20 protein-coding genes and 1 pseudogene are annotated in these 14,982 nt (G+C 63.7%); 9 read left to right on the forward strand and 12 right to left on the reverse strand.

Going from position 1 to position 14,982, the window contains the following annotated elements; translation table 11 throughout:
* Positions 1–80: 80 nt before the first annotated feature.
* Genes ACSU1L_RS01330 through ACSU1L_RS01340 form a run of 3 tightly spaced genes read right to left on the reverse strand, consistent with a single transcriptional unit; the run spans position 81 to position 2,691 of the window.
* The gene (locus ACSU1L_RS01330; RefSeq protein ID WP_439254365.1) at positions 81–749 is read right to left on the reverse strand and encodes a response regulator; all 669 of its coding nucleotides are present in this window, start codon (positions 747–749) and stop codon (positions 81–83) included.
* The gene (locus ACSU1L_RS01335) at positions 746–2,023 is read right to left on the reverse strand and encodes a sensor histidine kinase (protein WP_439254366.1); all 1,278 of its coding nucleotides are present in this window, start codon (positions 2,021–2,023) and stop codon (positions 746–748) included. The genes ACSU1L_RS01330 and ACSU1L_RS01335 overlap by 4 nt, the downstream gene beginning before the upstream one ends.
* Entirely contained in the window at positions 2,020–2,691 is a 672-nt protein-coding gene (locus tag ACSU1L_RS01340) for a DedA family protein (protein WP_439254367.1), read from the reverse strand. Before ACSU1L_RS01340 ends, ACSU1L_RS01335 begins: the two co-directional genes overlap by 4 nt.
* 172 nt (positions 2,692–2,863) lie before the next feature.
* Between ACSU1L_RS01340 and ACSU1L_RS01345 the strand changes: the two genes are divergently transcribed.
* Positions 2,864–4,462 (forward strand): ABC-F family ATP-binding cassette domain-containing protein, encoded by a 1,599-nt coding sequence (locus ACSU1L_RS01345; RefSeq protein WP_438255881.1) that lies wholly within the window; start codon positions 2,864–2,866, stop codon positions 4,460–4,462.
* Positions 4,463–4,599: 137 nt separating this feature from the next.
* A complete protein-coding gene (locus tag ACSU1L_RS01350; protein ID WP_439254368.1) occupies positions 4,600–5,343 on the forward strand; it encodes a class I SAM-dependent methyltransferase in 744 nt (247 codons plus the stop codon).
* Between the two features lie 17 nt (positions 5,344–5,360).
* Here the strand turns inward: ACSU1L_RS01350 and ACSU1L_RS01355 are convergent, their stop codons facing one another.
* Positions 5,361–5,933: a histidine phosphatase family protein gene (locus ACSU1L_RS01355; protein ID WP_439254370.1), complete on the reverse strand. Its 573-nt coding sequence runs from the start codon at positions 5,931–5,933 to the stop codon at positions 5,361–5,363.
* An 84-nt stretch (positions 5,934–6,017) separates the two neighbouring features.
* On the reverse strand, positions 6,018–6,800 hold the full coding sequence (gene map, locus ACSU1L_RS01360; RefSeq protein ID WP_438255895.1) for a type I methionyl aminopeptidase: 783 nt from the start codon (positions 6,798–6,800) through the stop codon (positions 6,018–6,020).
* A gap of 99 nt (positions 6,801–6,899) precedes the next feature.
* Between map and ACSU1L_RS01365 the strand changes: the two genes are divergently transcribed.
* The 7 genes and pseudogenes from ACSU1L_RS01365 to ACSU1L_RS01395 form a co-directional block, all read left to right on the forward strand.
* A complete protein-coding gene (locus tag ACSU1L_RS01365) occupies positions 6,900–7,394 on the forward strand; it encodes an MFS transporter permease (RefSeq protein ID WP_438255896.1) in 495 nt (164 codons plus the stop codon).
* A 166-nt stretch (positions 7,395–7,560) separates the two neighbouring features.
* Positions 7,561–7,908: a 50S ribosomal protein L19 gene (rplS, locus tag ACSU1L_RS01370; protein ID WP_438255897.1), complete on the forward strand. Its 348-nt coding sequence runs from the start codon at positions 7,561–7,563 to the stop codon at positions 7,906–7,908.
* Between the two features lie 122 nt (positions 7,909–8,030).
* The gene (gene lepB, locus ACSU1L_RS01375) at positions 8,031–8,759 is read left to right on the forward strand and encodes a signal peptidase I (RefSeq protein WP_438255898.1); all 729 of its coding nucleotides are present in this window, start codon (positions 8,031–8,033) and stop codon (positions 8,757–8,759) included.
* Positions 8,756–9,415, forward strand: a complete 660-nt coding sequence (locus ACSU1L_RS01380; RefSeq protein WP_438255899.1) for a ribonuclease HII — start codon at positions 8,756–8,758, stop codon at positions 9,413–9,415. The genes lepB and ACSU1L_RS01380 overlap by 4 nt, the downstream gene beginning before the upstream one ends.
* Before the next feature lie 36 nt (positions 9,416–9,451).
* Positions 9,452–9,778 carry a DUF2469 family protein gene (locus tag ACSU1L_RS01385; RefSeq protein WP_438255900.1) on the forward strand — a complete coding sequence of 109 codons (327 nt, stop codon included), beginning with the start codon at positions 9,452–9,454 and terminating at the stop codon, positions 9,776–9,778.
* A gap of 88 nt (positions 9,779–9,866) precedes the next feature.
* The gene (locus ACSU1L_RS01390; RefSeq protein ID WP_438255901.1) at positions 9,867–10,229 is read left to right on the forward strand and encodes a YraN family protein; all 363 of its coding nucleotides are present in this window, start codon (positions 9,867–9,869) and stop codon (positions 10,227–10,229) included.
* Positions 10,226–10,462 (forward strand): annotated as a pseudogene (locus ACSU1L_RS01395) (magnesium chelatase domain-containing protein); the annotation flags it as partial. The gene ACSU1L_RS01390 and the pseudogene ACSU1L_RS01395, both read left to right, overlap by 4 nt.
* Positions 10,463–10,500: 38 nt before the next feature.
* Here the strand turns inward: ACSU1L_RS01395 and ACSU1L_RS01400 are convergent.
* The 7 genes from ACSU1L_RS01400 to ACSU1L_RS01430 form a co-directional block, all read right to left on the reverse strand.
* The gene (locus ACSU1L_RS01400) at positions 10,501–12,531 is read right to left on the reverse strand and encodes a phage tail protein (protein ID WP_439254372.1); all 2,031 of its coding nucleotides are present in this window, start codon (positions 12,529–12,531) and stop codon (positions 10,501–10,503) included.
* A 179-nt stretch (positions 12,532–12,710) separates the two neighbouring features.
* On the reverse strand, positions 12,711–13,031 hold the full coding sequence (locus tag ACSU1L_RS01405) for a hypothetical protein (protein WP_439254373.1): 321 nt from the start codon (positions 13,029–13,031) through the stop codon (positions 12,711–12,713).
* A gap of 20 nt (positions 13,032–13,051) precedes the next feature.
* Positions 13,052–13,450 carry a hypothetical protein gene (locus tag ACSU1L_RS01410; RefSeq protein ID WP_439254374.1) on the reverse strand — a complete coding sequence of 133 codons (399 nt, stop codon included), beginning with the start codon at positions 13,448–13,450 and terminating at the stop codon, positions 13,052–13,054.
* Positions 13,447–13,779, reverse strand: coding sequence for a hypothetical protein (locus tag ACSU1L_RS01415; protein WP_439254376.1), 333 nt, complete (start codon positions 13,777–13,779; stop codon positions 13,447–13,449). The genes ACSU1L_RS01410 and ACSU1L_RS01415 overlap by 4 nt, the downstream gene beginning before the upstream one ends.
* A 72-nt stretch (positions 13,780–13,851) precedes the next feature.
* Positions 13,852–14,271 carry a hypothetical protein gene (locus ACSU1L_RS01420; RefSeq protein WP_439254377.1) on the reverse strand — a complete coding sequence of 140 codons (420 nt, stop codon included), beginning with the start codon at positions 14,269–14,271 and terminating at the stop codon, positions 13,852–13,854.
* A gap of 12 nt (positions 14,272–14,283) precedes the next feature.
* Complete coding sequence (locus ACSU1L_RS01425) at positions 14,284–14,667, reverse strand: hypothetical protein (protein WP_439254378.1); 384 nt, start codon at positions 14,665–14,667, stop codon at positions 14,284–14,286.
* The gene (locus tag ACSU1L_RS01430) at positions 14,664–14,981 is read right to left on the reverse strand and encodes a hypothetical protein (RefSeq protein WP_439254380.1); all 318 of its coding nucleotides are present in this window, start codon (positions 14,979–14,981) and stop codon (positions 14,664–14,666) included. The genes ACSU1L_RS01425 and ACSU1L_RS01430 overlap by 4 nt, the downstream gene beginning before the upstream one ends.
* Position 14,982 lies beyond the last annotated feature (1 nt).

Raw genomic sequence — 14,982 nt, forward strand, 5'->3', positions numbered from 1 at the left:
TCGAGGAGACTATGGAGTCGCTGTGTAGCCGCACATCACCCGGAGGTGTCGAGTGACCCCCTACCCAGGTGGCAGAGGCGTCAGGCGGGTTCGACCAAGCCGGTGTCGTAGGCGAATATCACGGCTTGAACGCGGTCACGTGCACCGACCTTGGCCAGCACTTTGCCTACATGCGTCTTGACGGTCTGCTCCGCAATGAAAAGCGCGGATGCGATCTCGCTGTTCGAATTTCCCTGACCGAGGAGAATCAACACCTCGCGCTCGCGCTCGGTGAGTTCGCTGAGCAGATGGGCGGATGCCGTGGTGCGTGGCTTCTGCGCGGCAAATTGCGCGATCATGCGACGCGTCACGCTCGGCGACAGCAGCGCGTCACCTGCGGCGATCACGCGCACGGCGTGGACGAGCTCTTCTGGCAGGGCGTCCTTCAGGAGAAACCCACTGGCGCCAGCCTGAAGCGCGTCGTACACGTAGTCGTCGATGTCGAAAGTGGTCAGCATCAAGATGCGCGGTACCTTCGCCGCGGGATAACCGTCACCGAGGATGCGTCTGGTCGCTTCAATACCGTCGAGTTTCGGCATCCGCACGTCCATCAAGATCACGTCCGGGTCCACGCGGGTGCTGACCGCAACTGCTTCTGCGCCGTCGGCGGCTTGGCCGGTGACGGTGATGCCGTCGTGGGCATCCAGCAGGGCAGCGAATCCGGCGCGGACCATCGCCTGGTCGTCGGCGATGAGTACTTCGATCGTCACAGATTGCCTTCCGCGGGAGGGGAGAGGGGGTTCTTCGGCACGCGTGCGGCGACTGTCCAGCCGCCGTCAGCATCATCGCCTGCCTGGATGCTCCCGCCGAGTAGCGTCGCACGCTCGGTCATACCGCGCAAACCATGGCCGCCGGGATGCCCCATCGTCACGGTGGCGGTCTGGCTCGCCGCCGGGTCGCCGGCCTGAGGAGAGTGAACATTATGGACGATCAGCACGATGTCAGAATCGTCATCTGTCACGGTCACGGAAATTGCGGTGCCGGGCGCGTGGCGCACAGCATTGCTCAGTGATTCCTGGACGATGCGGTAGACGGCGAGCCCGGTCGAAGCGCTCACATCTTCGCCGGCCGTGTGGTGGATCAGTGAGACGGCGGCACCGGCGCGCCTGGTGGCATCCACAAGCGCGGCGATGTCCTCGATTCCGCGTTGCGGGGCGAGGTCGGCAGTGTGGTCTTCCATACGCAGTACGCCCAGGATCCTTCGCATCTCGGAGAGCGATTCACGGGCCGAGGCGGCGATGGATTCGAATTCGGCGGCGCTGGAGGGTGCGAGATCGGGAACACGGTAACGCGCGGTGGATGCCTGCACCTGAATCAAAGAGAGGCTGTGGGCCACGACGTCGTGCAGTTCTCGTGCGATCCGTGTGCGCTCTTCAACGAGTTCGCGCCGGGACTGCTCCTGCGCGGTAAGTGCGCGTTCTCGCGTGAGTTCGTCCCCCAGCCGCAGGCGGCCGACGAGCAGGAAGGAGAGCAGGTAGACACCGGTCAGGATTGAGGTGGTGACGATGAGCGAGTTACCGCTCGGGATTGCCGGGAGCATCACCGATGCGATCACTCCGGCGACGGCACCGACGATCAGCTGAATGAGTCCATATCGCCACCCGTGGCGGAACGTGACGCTGGCGACCATGATCGCGAAGGCGATGAGCAGCGGAACCGACCAGGGCCACGGGGCTGCCACGACCATCTGGCGGGAGACCATAAGTGGAATCAGTACGGCCGATGCCGTGAAGCCGATCATCGCGACCCGAGGGTAACGGAGCGAGACGAGCGGAGCGGCCACGGCGATCGCGCCCAGCAGCATCGTCATAGCAACCGGACTGCCGTAGAAGGTGACGTGCACCGGAACCAGCACGCTGTACAGCGCGACAGCGGCCGTCGTCAGAATCACGATGAGGGCGGTGTGCCGGTTGCGCGGCCACGGCCACCGGCGCTGTGCGGCGGGTTGCGGCGCAGCGCGCTTCTTCGACCTCATGGAAGTCATCCTTGCACCTGCGCAGGCTGCGACTCGTGCATCTCGATCTCAGCCGGGGTCGGGGCATCCGTATCCTCGCTTTCGCGGCGCCGACGTCGTAGGGCGATGATGCGATCGATGATCACGCCGAGGAGGAGAGCGAACGCGACGCCGAAGACGGCGCTCAGGAGTGGCTGCTCTTTCAGCCAGTGCCCGGCCAGGAGCCCGATGCCCGCGCTGTACGCGGCCCAGGTGATGCCGCCGAGGATGCTGAAGGGCAGGAAGCGCCGCCACGGGTAGCTCAGCGCGCCGGCTGACATATTCACGGCCACGCGTCCGACCGGGATGTAACGGGCGCCGAGGATGAGGCCGGCGCCGTTGCGTCGGAGTGTGCGCTGTGCGCGTTCGAAGGCGGCGGCGACGCGAGGACGGCGCATCCAGGCGAATCGGGTGGTTCCGATTGTGCGGCCGATTGCATACGCCAGGTTGTCTCCGATCATCGCGCCGATAGCGGCGACGCCGATCAAGAGGGGCAGATTCGTTTCACCGGTGGATGTCGCAACCGCAGCGGCTGCGACCAGCACCGTCTCGCTCGGGATCGGAGGGAAGAAGCCGTCGAGCACGGCCGTGGCGAACATAACAAGATAGAGCCACGGGGATGCGGCAGCCTGCAGGATGAGGTCGTTGATGATGTCCACCCGTAGAACCTATGGTTTGCGCTGCTACGACCACATCACCCTGAGGTATCGAACGCGTCATACTTCAGAGGGGTCTTTGCATCGGGGGCTGTCGGCGTCTTACCAGCGCGGGAGACCTATACTGGGAGGCTGGCCCATCGGCCAAATTCCCCTGACGAAACGGACTTCCGCTGTGCTTGCCGTGCACGACCTCGAGATTCGCGTTGGCGCCCGCCTCCTGATGGAGAACGTGTCCTTTCGCGTCTCTGCCGGCGACAAGATCGGGCTGGTCGGACGCAACGGTGCCGGCAAGACCACTTTGACGAAGGTGCTTGCCGGTGACCTGCCCCCGGCAGACGGCAACGTGGCCCGATCCGGTGAGCTGGGCTACCTTCCGCAGGATCCGCGTACCGGCGACCCGGAGATGCTCGCACGCACGCGTATTCTGGATGCTCGTGGACTCGGATCCATTCAGCTCAGCATGGCCAAGGCCAGCGAGGATATGGCATCCGCTGATCAGGCCGTCGCCGATAAGGCGATGCGCAAGTTCGGCAACCTGATGGAGCGCTTTGAAGCGTTAGGCGGGTATGCGGCTGAAGCTGAAGCGGCCTCGATCGCGAACAACCTGTCGCTACCGGATCGCATCCTCGACCAGCCGCTGTCATCGCTCTCCGGTGGTCAGCGACGCCGCATCGAACTCGCTCGCATTCTGTTCTCCGATGCCGAGACGATGATCCTCGACGAGCCGACCAACCACCTGGATGCCGACAGTGTCGTGTGGCTGCGTGAGTTCCTGAAGAACTACCGCGGCGGGCTGATCGTGATCAGCCACGACATCGAGATCGTCGGCGAGACCGTCAACCGCGTGTTCTATCTCGATGCGAACCGTCAGAGCATCGACATCTACAACATGAACTGGAAGAACTACCTGCGTCAGCGGGTAGCGGACGAAGAGCGCCGCAAGAAGGAGCGCGCGAACGCCGAGAAGAAGGCGACCTCGCTGCAGCAGCAGGCTGCCCGCTTCGGCGCCAAGGCGTCCAAGGCTGCCGCAGCGCACCAGATGGTTGCGCGCGCGGAGAAGCTGCTTGCTGGTCTCGATGACGTGCGTGAGACGGACAGGGTCGCGAAGCTGCGGTTCCCGAAGCCGGCTCCGTGCGGAAAGACGCCGATGATGGCTACCGGTCTGTCGAAGTCGTACGGCTCCCTGGAGATCTTTACCGACGTTGATCTCGCTATCGATCGCGGCTCCAAAGTGGTCGTGCTCGGACTCAACGGTGCCGGAAAGACGACACTGCTGCGGATGCTCGCCGGTGTCGACGAGCCGGACACCGGGCAGCTCGAGCCTGGTTTCGGCGTGAAGATCGGCTACTACGCACAGGAGCACGAGAACCTCGACGTGGACCGTTCGGTGTTGCAGAACATGGTGTCTGCGGCCCCGCACATCACCGAGATGGAGGCGCGTCGCGTGCTCGGCTCGTTCCTGTTCACCGGGGATGACGTGCTGAAGCCGGCCGGTGTCCTCTCCGGTGGCGAGAAGACCCGTCTGTCGCTGGCGACCCTGGTCGTGTCATCCGCGAACCTGTTGCTGCTCGATGAGCCCACGAACAACCTCGACCCGGCGTCGCGCGAGGAGATCCTTGACGCGCTCGCACACTATGAGGGTGCTGTGGTTCTGGTCTCGCACGACCCGGGGGCTGTGCAGTCGCTGAACCCCGAGCGCGTGCTGATCCTGCCCGACGGTGTCGAAGACATCTGGAACCAGGAGTACCAGGACCTCATCGAGCTCGCGTAGGCGCGCGCCGCGCGCCCCGCGTTGCCGCCGCCGCGAGAAACGTCGTCTCGCATGAGAAACGTGTTGCTACGCCATTTCTCATGCAGCAGGGCATTTCTCGTGGCTCGTCCACTTCCCATCGACGCTATCGTCGAAGCATGGCGGATCACCAGCAACTGGCGCAGTCATTCGAGAACATCGGCGAAGAGTACGAGCGGTACCGACCCGGATTTCCGGATGCTGCCGCCGAGGTGATCATCCCGACCCGCGTCGCCGCAGTACTGGACCTCGGAGCAGGCACCGGGAAATTCACCGAACTGCTGACGGACCGGGCCGAGCGAGTGTTCGCCGTGGAGCCGTCTCTTGCGATGCTCGATGTGCTCAGGGCGAAGTTGCCCGAAGTCGAAGCGATCATCGGGGGAGCAGAAAACGTTCCGCTGCCGGATGCTGCGGTCGACGCGGTGACGGTGGCCCAGGCGTTCCATTGGTTCGACAGGGAGAAGGCGTGCGCTGAGATCGCGCGCGTGCTGGTGCCGGGTGGCATCCTCGAGCTGCTCTGGAATCATTCTGACCCGACGTGCACGTGGGACCATGCCTGCCATCGCGTCGCGCATCCGGCAGTAGCTGAAACTGACGGCACGACTGAGTCCGCAGCAGAGGAATTGCCCGGGTTCGCCTTCGAGAAGCAGATCCAGATCCGTTGGAACGAGCAGATCACGCGGGGGGACTACCTCAGCCGCTGGCTCACCGTCAGTAGCTTCCTCGTTGCCGACGAAACGACCCGTGGGCGCATGCTCGCGCAGCTCGAGGACATTCTCGACGCTGACCCGCAGACCCGTGGCCGCGAGCAATTCGACCTGCCGATGCTCACCGACGTGTTCGTGTACCGCTCCGACGTCTGAGACTCAGCGGATGCGCGTCAGACCAGATGCTCGGCGCGGCCGTTGATGTCGAAGGCTGTGCCGAGCGGATGCCTCAGCTCCAGCGTCTCGGCAGGATTCAGGCCGCGCAGCTCGGCGCGCAGCATCCGCCCGATCATTTCGTGCGAGACGATGAGAGGCAGTCCATCCGACTCCCACCCGCAGGCAGACAGCGCAACGCGAGCTCGTCCACGAGCCTGTGCATAGCTCTCGCCGCCAGGGAATGCCCAGCCATAGCGGTTCTCCGCCCGCTCCTCGCGGGCGCCCGGGAATGCCTGTTCGATCTCGGGGCGGGTCATCCCGGCCATATCCCCGAGATCGAGTTCTGCGAGCTCGGGCATCTCGACGATCTCGGTACCGAGACGTTCGGCGATGATGACGGCCGTTCGCAGCGCCCGGCCCAGCGGGCTCGAAAAGACCATGCTGACCCCGTACGGCGCGAGACTGTCAGCGAGACGCGCTGCCTGGGCGATTCCCTCACGTGTCAGCGGCGAATCCCGCTGTCCGTGCAGCCGTCCCTCGACATTCCATTCCGCCTGCGCATGACGAGCCAGCAGTACACGTTCTGGCACTCGTCGATCCTGCGGAATCATGCCCTCAGGATGGCATAAGCCCTGGCGCTGCGTGAAGCCGGCACCGCATCACGAAGAACTGCTCTACTTCACTCCGAGGAACGTGCGATCAGTCAGCACGATCGGACCATCAGCGGTGATCGCCACCGTGTGCTCAGAGTGAGCGCCGCGAGAGCCATCAGCGCTGCGCAGTGTCCAGCCGTCTGCATCGGTGCGGAGTTCGTCGGTGGTGGCGAGGAACCAGGGCTCCAAGGCCAGCACGAGTCCATCGCGCAGCGGGAAGCCCCGACCAGCGCGACCGTCGTTGGCGACGTGCGGGTCGCCGTGCATGGTGCGGCCGACGCCGTGCCCGCCGAAGTCGGTGTTGATGGAGTAGCCCTCGCCGTGCGCGATCGCGGCGACCGCCGCAGAGATGTCGCCGATACGATTGCCGACGGTCGCGGCAGCGATTGCAGCATCCAGAGCACGCTCCGTCGTGTCGATCAGACGCAAATCCTCATCGCGCGGCGTGCCGACGATGAAAGAGACGGCCGAGTCGGACACCCAGCCATCCACCGCGACCGCGAAATCGAGCGAGACCAGATCGCCGTCGCGCAGCGTGTAATCGTGGGGGAGTCCGTGCAGTACGGCGTCGTTGATCGAGGTGCAGATCACCTTGCCGAAAGGCCCGTTGCCGAACGACGGTGCGTAGTCGATGTAGCAGGACTCAGCTCCCGCCTTGCGGATCAGGTCGTGCGCCTTGCGGTCGATGGAGAGCAGGTTCGTACCAACCTTGGTCTCATCGCGCAGCGTCGCCAGGGTCTCGGCAACGAATCGTCCCGCCGCTCGCATCTCTTCAATCTCAGCAGGAGTGCGCAATTCGATCATGGGTGTTCCTCTCGTCCTCTCTATTCTCGTTGATCCTGGCTGTGGTCGCTCACAGCGAACATTGGTGACGCACATAGAAGTGCGACGTACGATCGTGACATGTGGTTGCGACGTGCACTGTACAGCTGGCTCTTTCCGGCCGCGGTTGTGCTGCCGCTGTGGCTGCTGATTGGCTGGGGCATCTTCAACGCGGGCGGCTGGGCATTCCTCTGGGTGCTGTTCATCGCGATTCCGTCTGTGTTCCTCGGACAGTTGGTGTTGACCCTCCTGGCACGGGCGCGTGCATCGGTGCGGGAAACCCGGATGCTGTCGTGGTGGGACGTGCTCGGTTTCGGCGTGTGGCACGCCCTGACGATTGCGGTCGGCTTTTACCCGCAGGCGTGGTTCCCGCTGCTGCTGACCGGCGCGATCGCCGCGGCCATAGCGCTGTTCTGGCTGATGCTCTGGCAACTGTGGAATGAGGCTCGCAGCGCGAGTGTCGGCATCCGCGTCACGCCGACGATGGTGACGGATTCTGAGCCGGATGCCTGGGACCAGGCCTTTCGCCAGCAGGAAGTCATCATCGTGAAGGAAAAGCCGGTAGCCGAACCCTGATCTGCGGTTTGGTGCGGTGCGCGTTCCGTGCGAGAATGGATCGTTGTGCCGTGACCGGCTCTGCCTCAGGGGAGCCCGCGGTCGTGTCAAGCGCCGTTCAGCACACACCTACGTATTCCTTCCATTTCATGCATCCGACCTGTGGCGAGTGCAGAGAGAGACGATCATGCAGATCCTGGACGCCGTCGACGCGGCTTCGCTCCGTTCCGACATCCCCGACTTCCGTCCCGGCGACACCGTCAAGGTGCACGTCAACATCACTGAGGGCTCGCGCTCTCGTATCCAGGTATTCCAGGGCATCGTCCTCGGCCGCCAGGGCGATGGCGTGCGCGAGACCTTCACGGTCCGCAAGGTCAGCTTCCAGGTGGGCGTCGAGCGCACCTTCCCGGTGCACTCCCCGGTGCTCGACCGCATCGAGGTCGTCACCCGTGGAGACGTGCGCCGCGCGAAGCTCTACTACCTGCGCAAGCTGCACGGCAAGAAGGCCAAGATCAAGGAGAAGCGCGACAACTGATCGCGATATTCTTTCAAGCACCCCGGGACACAGCGTCTCGGGGTGCTTTTGTTCGGCCTGGAGTATGGGAACCTTGAATGAGCCGTCAGTGCGCGGTGTGAAGCTCCCCGTGAAGGAACGCGATGACGACTGAATCCGCCCGTGAGGTCCCCGGTAGGAGGCGCCGCGGATTCTGGATTTTCTTACGTGACGTGCTGGTGATCATCGTGATCGCCGCTCTGGTTTCGTTCCTGGTGAAGAGCTTCATCGTGCGCTCGTTCTACATTCCCTCCGCATCCATGGAGCGCACGCTCCTGGTGAACGACCGAATCTTGGTCGATGAGCTGACGCCGCGCTGGACGGGATACGAACGCGGCGACGTGGTCGTGTTCGAGGATCCGGGCGGGTGGCTGCCAGCGCAGGTGCAGAAGCCGGCGGGGCCACCGCTGATCGAAGCGATCGATTCGCTGCTCACGGTGATCGGGCTGAGTTCGTCTGACAGCGAAGATCACCTCGTCAAACGCATCATCGGTACCGCCGGCGACCACGTGGTCTGCTGCAACGCGCTCGGTCAGATCGAGATCAACGGGGCGCCCGTTGATGAATTGTCGTATCTGAACCTGCCCGAGGGGGACACCGCCGCATCCAACGAGCCCTTCGATGTCACCGTGCCCGCGGACTCACTGTGGCTGCTCGGTGACAACCGCGACCGATCGCAGGATGCTCGCGCCCATCAAGACCTGCCCAGTGGTGGTTTCGTGCCCCTGGACAACGTTGTCGGCAAGGCCTTCTTGACGACGTGGCCGCTCGGACGCATCGGCACGATCGATGGACATCATCCCGTATTCAACGGGGTTCCGGAGCCAGAATGACGGTAGTCGCGCCCACCCTGCGTCTGGAGCGCAAACTCCTGGCCGAGTACGACCTGATCATCTCGCTCGATGAGGTCGGGCGCGGTGCGCTGGCAGGCCCGGTCGCCGTCGGTTCGGCTGTGATGGATGCTGCCGGGGCCCGCCGCCGCGTGCCGGAAGGCTTGCGCGACTCGAAGCTGGTGACCGAGAAGCGTCGTCCCGATGTCGCCGCCCGTGCCGCAGCCTGGGTGCCGGCATCCGGTGTCGGCTGGGCGAGCGCCGCCGAGGTTGACGAGGTCGGAATCATCCGCGCGCTGGGGCTGGCCGCATCCCGGGCAATCGACGCCGTGGTCGTACAGGGCGTGTCTCTCGAGCGCACGCTGGTGATCCTGGACGGCAACCACGATTATGTTTCGGCCGTGCACCCGGTGCCACTGCAGGTGCGCTCGGTGATCAAGGGAGACCGGGACTGCGCCTCTGTTTCGGCAGCATCTGTGATCGCCAAAGTGGCGCGAGACACACACATGGCCGAGCTGCATGAGCAGCACTCGCCGTACCAGTGGAATCGCAACAAGGGCTACGCCAGCGCCGAGCATCGTGCCGCGATCAGAGACCGGGGATTGTCTCCGTTTCATCGGTCGTCGTGGGCGATAGCCGATGCACCGACCCTGTTCTGAGCTTCCCAGCCCAGGAACTCATAGGATGGACTCATCATGGATGAAGAGGCATTCGACGACTACGACCGCGAGCTCGAACTCGCACTGTTTCGCGAGTATCGCGATGTCGTAGGGCAATTCGCATACGTAGTGGAGACCGAGCGCAGATTTTATCTCGCCAATGAGGTGAATGTCGTCCGTCGTGACACCGAGCATGACTTCTATTTCGAGCTTTCGATGAAGGACGTCTGGGTCTGGGATATTTACCGTGCCGATCGTTTCGTCAAGGCCGTGCGCGTGCTCACATTCAAGGACGTCAACGTTGAAGAGCTCCAGCGACGAGAATTCGAGCTGCCAGAGGACCTGTCGCTGGACGGCAAGTAGTTATCCCCATTTCCGGTTCTACGAGGATTCTGCACGGTTCGTGTAATCGCGGGGTACCCGCACTCCTGGGTTTGAGCATGCTGTCGTCATGGCAGCGAAAGACGACCTCGGACGCGCGGGTGAAGAACGCGCGGCGCAGCATCTGATCGAGCGCGGATATCAGATTCTGGCGCGTAACTGGCGGTGCTCGCAGGGCGAGATCGACATCGTCGCAGAGCGCGATGGAGCACTGTGCATCGTCGAGGTGAAGACCCGGCGCAGTATTGATTTCGGGCATCCCTTCGAAGCGGTCGATGAGCGCAAGAAGGAGCGCCTCTGGCGGCTGGGGTACGCCTGGTGCCGAGATCATGCCGACCTCGCCAAGAATCGGATGCTGCGCATCGATGTGATCGGGATCATTGGCGGAGACCCGACTGCAGGTCAGCTTGAGCATCTGGTGGATCTGCGATGAGGACGGCGCGAACCTGGGCGGTCGCGCTGACGGGCGTGGACGGTCACCTGGTCGAGATCGAAGCTGACGTGTCGAATCAGACGCCGGGATTCAAAATCGTCGGGCTGCCGGACAAAGCACTGGGTGAAGCGGCTCAGCGCGTGCACAACGCGGTGACGAACGCTCAACTCGAGTTGACGCGCCAGCGACTTACCGTGAACCTGTCGCCGGCGAGTCTGCCCAAGCACGGCAGCGGGTTCGACCTGCGAAACAGTCAATTAGGACATGTTTGCTATCCGACGCCCTGCCGCTTGGTTACGAAGTTCGCCGAGCCCTGCGCCTGCGCGATATCCCTATTGCCGATCCGCAACTGCACGTTGTTGGTTCGCAGTAGCTCGCGATCCTGCGGCGACAGGTGAACGACATTCGGCATCTGCGCTGCCGTCCGCACGGGGCGAGCCGAACTCGTAACGCGGTCAGCGCCGAGCGTCATGGTCGGCGCGAAGCTCGTATCGACCGTGCGTGCGAGTGACCGCATCGCGAGGTCAACAGGGCGCGCCTTCCCGAGCCCGCGAGCCAAACCGGCGATGACGTTCTGACCGTATCCGGCGAACAGGCGTGATGGCGACTGAATGCCGAGGAACGATAGGAAGTCACCGATAGCGCTCTTGGCGATGTCGAGTAGCGCGGAGCCGACCGAGCTTGCGGCTTGCCAAAGTCCCTTGACGAGCCCGCCGATGAGGTCAGCGCCCGCCCTGAGCAGCGACGGGATCATGCCAAGCAGCGTGCTGATGATGGTTGGGAGTAGCCCGAGCAGCGCGGGGATGAGTTCGGGGATAATCTTTGGAATCGCCGTGGCAAGCGCGGTGAACAACTTGAATGCTGATTCGAGCAACGTCGGGATCATGCCGAGCACTGTCGATACGAGCGTCGGGATGAGCCCGAGCAGCGCCGTGATGACGAGCGGAATGATGACGGGGATTGCCTCAACGATGGCGGCAAACAGTGAAATCGCGCCGTCGAGAATTGCGGGGATCATGCCAAGGATCGCGGCGACGAGTGCCGGGATGAGCGTTACGAGCGTCGAGAGCAGAACCGGGATAACAACCGGGATCGCCTGCACAAGCGCGGTGAACATCTGAGTAGCTGCCGCGAGGATCGCCGGGAGCATGCCGAGCAGCGCCGTAACGATGCCAGGGAGCATCGTGGCGAGCGAAGTAATGAGCGGCGGAAGAATGGTCGCAACTGCGCTGAGTAGGCCCGTAAACAGGGCGACAGCGCCCGCGAGCAGCATCGGGGCGTTAGCGGAGAGGAAGCCGACGACGCGCTCAATGAGGCTCGCGGTTGATTGAATGACGAGCGGGACAATCTCAGTCGCCGCATCCAGGATGCCGCCAAGCGCGTTCAGCGCGGCATCGACGATGCCATCTCGCGCGCTGAGTAGCCCGGTCGCAATGCTTGTGAAGTCGAGCCCATCGCCTGCCATGAATCCGGCCACGGCATCCGCCATGCCCTGAGAAACGTTTGCCAGCCCTTGCGTGAATGCGGCGAATCCAGCGGAGTTCGACACGACTTGCACGATCTGGCCAAACGCGCCGACTGCGGCGGTAGCGGCGGGAAGTAGAGCCGTGCCAATCGTGGCGCTGATGTTGGCGAGCGATGCGCCCAACCGCTGTTGTTGACCTGCGAGCGTGTTGGACTCGCGAGCGAACGCGCCTTGTGCGTCGGCGGTCTGGCCATAGAGCAGTGCAAGGGTCGCTTGCGTCTTGGCTTGAGTGAGCGCTTCGCCGGTCAGACCCGATAGGCCCATCTCGGCGAGCTTGGCCTGAATGCGCGCCTCATTGATCGAAACGCCGTACTTCTCGATGGGGTCACGCTCACCGCGCATGAGGGAGCTGAGCGCCCCTACGGCGTCGGCGGTAGAGCCGCCGAACTGCGCCGCGAGGTCAGCGCCGAGCCCGACGAGTGAATCGGTCTGCCCCGCCAGGTCGTCAGTGCTGACGCCCATGTTCTTTAGCTGACTGCCGAGCACGGTAGCGAGCGAGGCGTACTCAGACGTGGTGAGCCCGACGGACTGCGCCGCGTTAGTGGCGAGCGTGGCCATCTCGCCCGCTGCGCCCTTGAATACGGCTTGCATGCCGCCCATCGCTTGCTCAAGGTCAGACGCTGCGCCGATGGCCTTGATGCCGATCACGCCGACTGCGGCGGCGATTGCGCCAGCACCGACGGCGACACCCTTTGCGATGCCGCCAATGCCCTTCATGGCCTTACTGAATGGCTTCGTGTCAGCGAGCACTGAGATTGCGATTGTGTGCTTGCTCATGCACTCGCTCCGTTCCGTCTCGGGCTGGGATGCCCTGCCCTCGGTGCGAGACCAACCGAGGGCAGGGAGTTAGTGGGATCTGTTGAGTTCGCGAATGATGGCGTCACGTTCAGCGGCGGTCATTCGCCAGTAATCCGAAGGCGTCCAACGGAGCCGCACGACGAACGTCGCCATGTCGCCTAGTCGGTCGTCTTCGAGCGACGCTTGCCCGAAGTCGTGGACGCTTCGGGCAACTCGAAAGGGTCGGCGTCGGTGGTCTCCGTCTCGGTGTCGTCGGACGTGTCGAGCCCGAGCACGTCGCCAACCTCGGCGAAGGTGAGGGACTGTGCCTCATTCCAGGTGAAGCGCGGGTTCTCGCGGCGCTTCACAATGAACGCGAGCGCGGCCAGTGCCAAGCCCTTAGGTGCCTGTTCGTTCTCCAGTACGGCGATGCCCTGCCCGGAGAGGGACTCGATCTGTCCGATTTCACCCATCGTCAGGGTGGAGTAATCAATTGCCATTTAGTCGTCTCGACTTTCTGTTAGGTCAGCCGGTTATGGCTGAGGATGTCCGCGATGCCCGTGTCGAGTTCGCGGAAGATGTTTGCTTGGTTGCGGTTGAGCGCGTCCGAAAGGAATGGCTGCGCTGAGATGCCCCGTGCGGGCCAGCCGTAATGAATGACGGGGCCATAGGGAGCGCGCGCGCCACCGGCACGAACGACGGCCTTTGTCTTGCCGCGTCCTGCGCGCATCGTGCCCGCGAGAGCGCCGCTGACTCGTGGCGGGCTTGCCGAGCGAACGACGATGCTGCCGATGGAATGCATGAGGTCGCGCATGCTCTCGGCATCCGCGCCCGCCTGTTCCATCGAGCGAAGCGTCTTGCGAAGTCCCTTGACGCGCACGCGGCCTGTGCCGCTGACAACCTCGAACTCGTCGCTCATGCGAGTTCCTCGACTTCGCCCACGACGCGCCATGCGAATTCGAATAGGAACGTTCGATCCTCGGCTTCGCCGCCAAGGTCAGGCTTTGGCCCTACGACGACGCTGCCCCGGTAATGCGGCTGATTGATGCCAGGCTCGGCATTGCCGTGCGGTGCGACGACGAACTCGACTCGCTCGCCCGAGTGGTCACGAGCGAAGCGCCATAGCGAGCCCTCGGCGAGCGACTGGTAAGCGGTGCCTTCGAGGTACGTCGGCCTATCGTCTGCGCCCTCAAACGGCGACAGGAAGCCTGTTACGCCGTCTTCACTGACGATCTTGTATGAGGTCAACTCGAACGCACGCTCAACGCCCTCGAAACGAACCGAGGGTCGAGAGCGTGCGCCGAGCCGGGGGTACATGCGTCAGACGCCGGTGCCGTCGTCAAGCGTTGGCTCGCCGACGACTTCCCATTCGAATTCGAAGGTGTAGCCGGTCGAGTTCACATCGCCACCGAGCGAAGGCTTGCGGCCAATCGTCACAGTGCCGAGGAAATGCGGCTGCGCGGCGCTGGGAGTCTCGTTGCCGTGCGGTGCGAGCGTGAAGGCAACTTCGCTGCCCGCGTTCGCCCAGACGTACTGCCAGAACGAATCGGCTGCCGTGGACTGAATCGCGGTGCCCGAGAGCATCCACTGTCCAGCGCCAGTTGCCACGTCGCCGAACGTCGGTGAATCGAGGTCTTCGTTCGCGAGGGTGTAGGTCGTAATGTCCTGCCAGGCGGGGGTGCCGTCTGCTGCGCCGAGCATGAGCCCGAGGCGCTTTCCTCGAATACGAGTACTTGTCATTTTTGTCGCCTCCTAGGCGCTTGGGGTTGGGGTGGAGATTTCGGTACGGATACCGATGACAGCGACGAGGTATTCGCCGCCCGTTGACGGTTGCCATGCGATGGGCTGACTGACGTTTTCGACGGTCAAGTCGTCGGCTTCGAGCGCGGCAAGTGCTGTCACGATGAGCGCGTCGAGCGCGTCGGATAGCGAGTCGTTATCGCCTTGGCCCGCGACGATCCACATGTCGAGTCGGAGCGTCTTCTGTCCGAAGGTGTCGCCGCCTTCGAGGTATGGCGAGCCGGGGACGACGAATGCGATTGGCGGTTCGGGGCGCGTTGGCACGTGAGCCACGGTGCGGATGCCCGCGCCGGTCAGCACCTCGGCGATGGCCTTACGTTCGGAGACAAGAATCATGCGATACCTCGCCCGAGCCAGGGAGCGAGCAGCGGGTACGCGCCGACGAGCGGATCGCGTGCAATGCGCGCGGGGCTTGACGCCTCGGGAGTTGCGAACTGCGCAATTCCGTTCGGTGCCTTGCGGCGGTGGTAAAGCTCGGAACCAACCTCAAGGGTTGCTCGCTTGAGTACGACAGCGGGAACAGAGGCCGCGCCGACGTGCTGGGAGATGAGCGCTTCGGCTTCCTCCCAGCACTCGCCCGCGTACGCCGAGGATGCCTCGCTGAGAGGCATATCGGGGCTTACATAGAGCGCGAGGTCGGCGGCGGTCATT

The organism is Microbacterium sp. A94 (assembly GCF_051842855.1).
Taxonomy (GTDB): Bacteria; Actinomycetota; Actinomycetes; order Actinomycetales; family Microbacteriaceae; genus Microbacterium.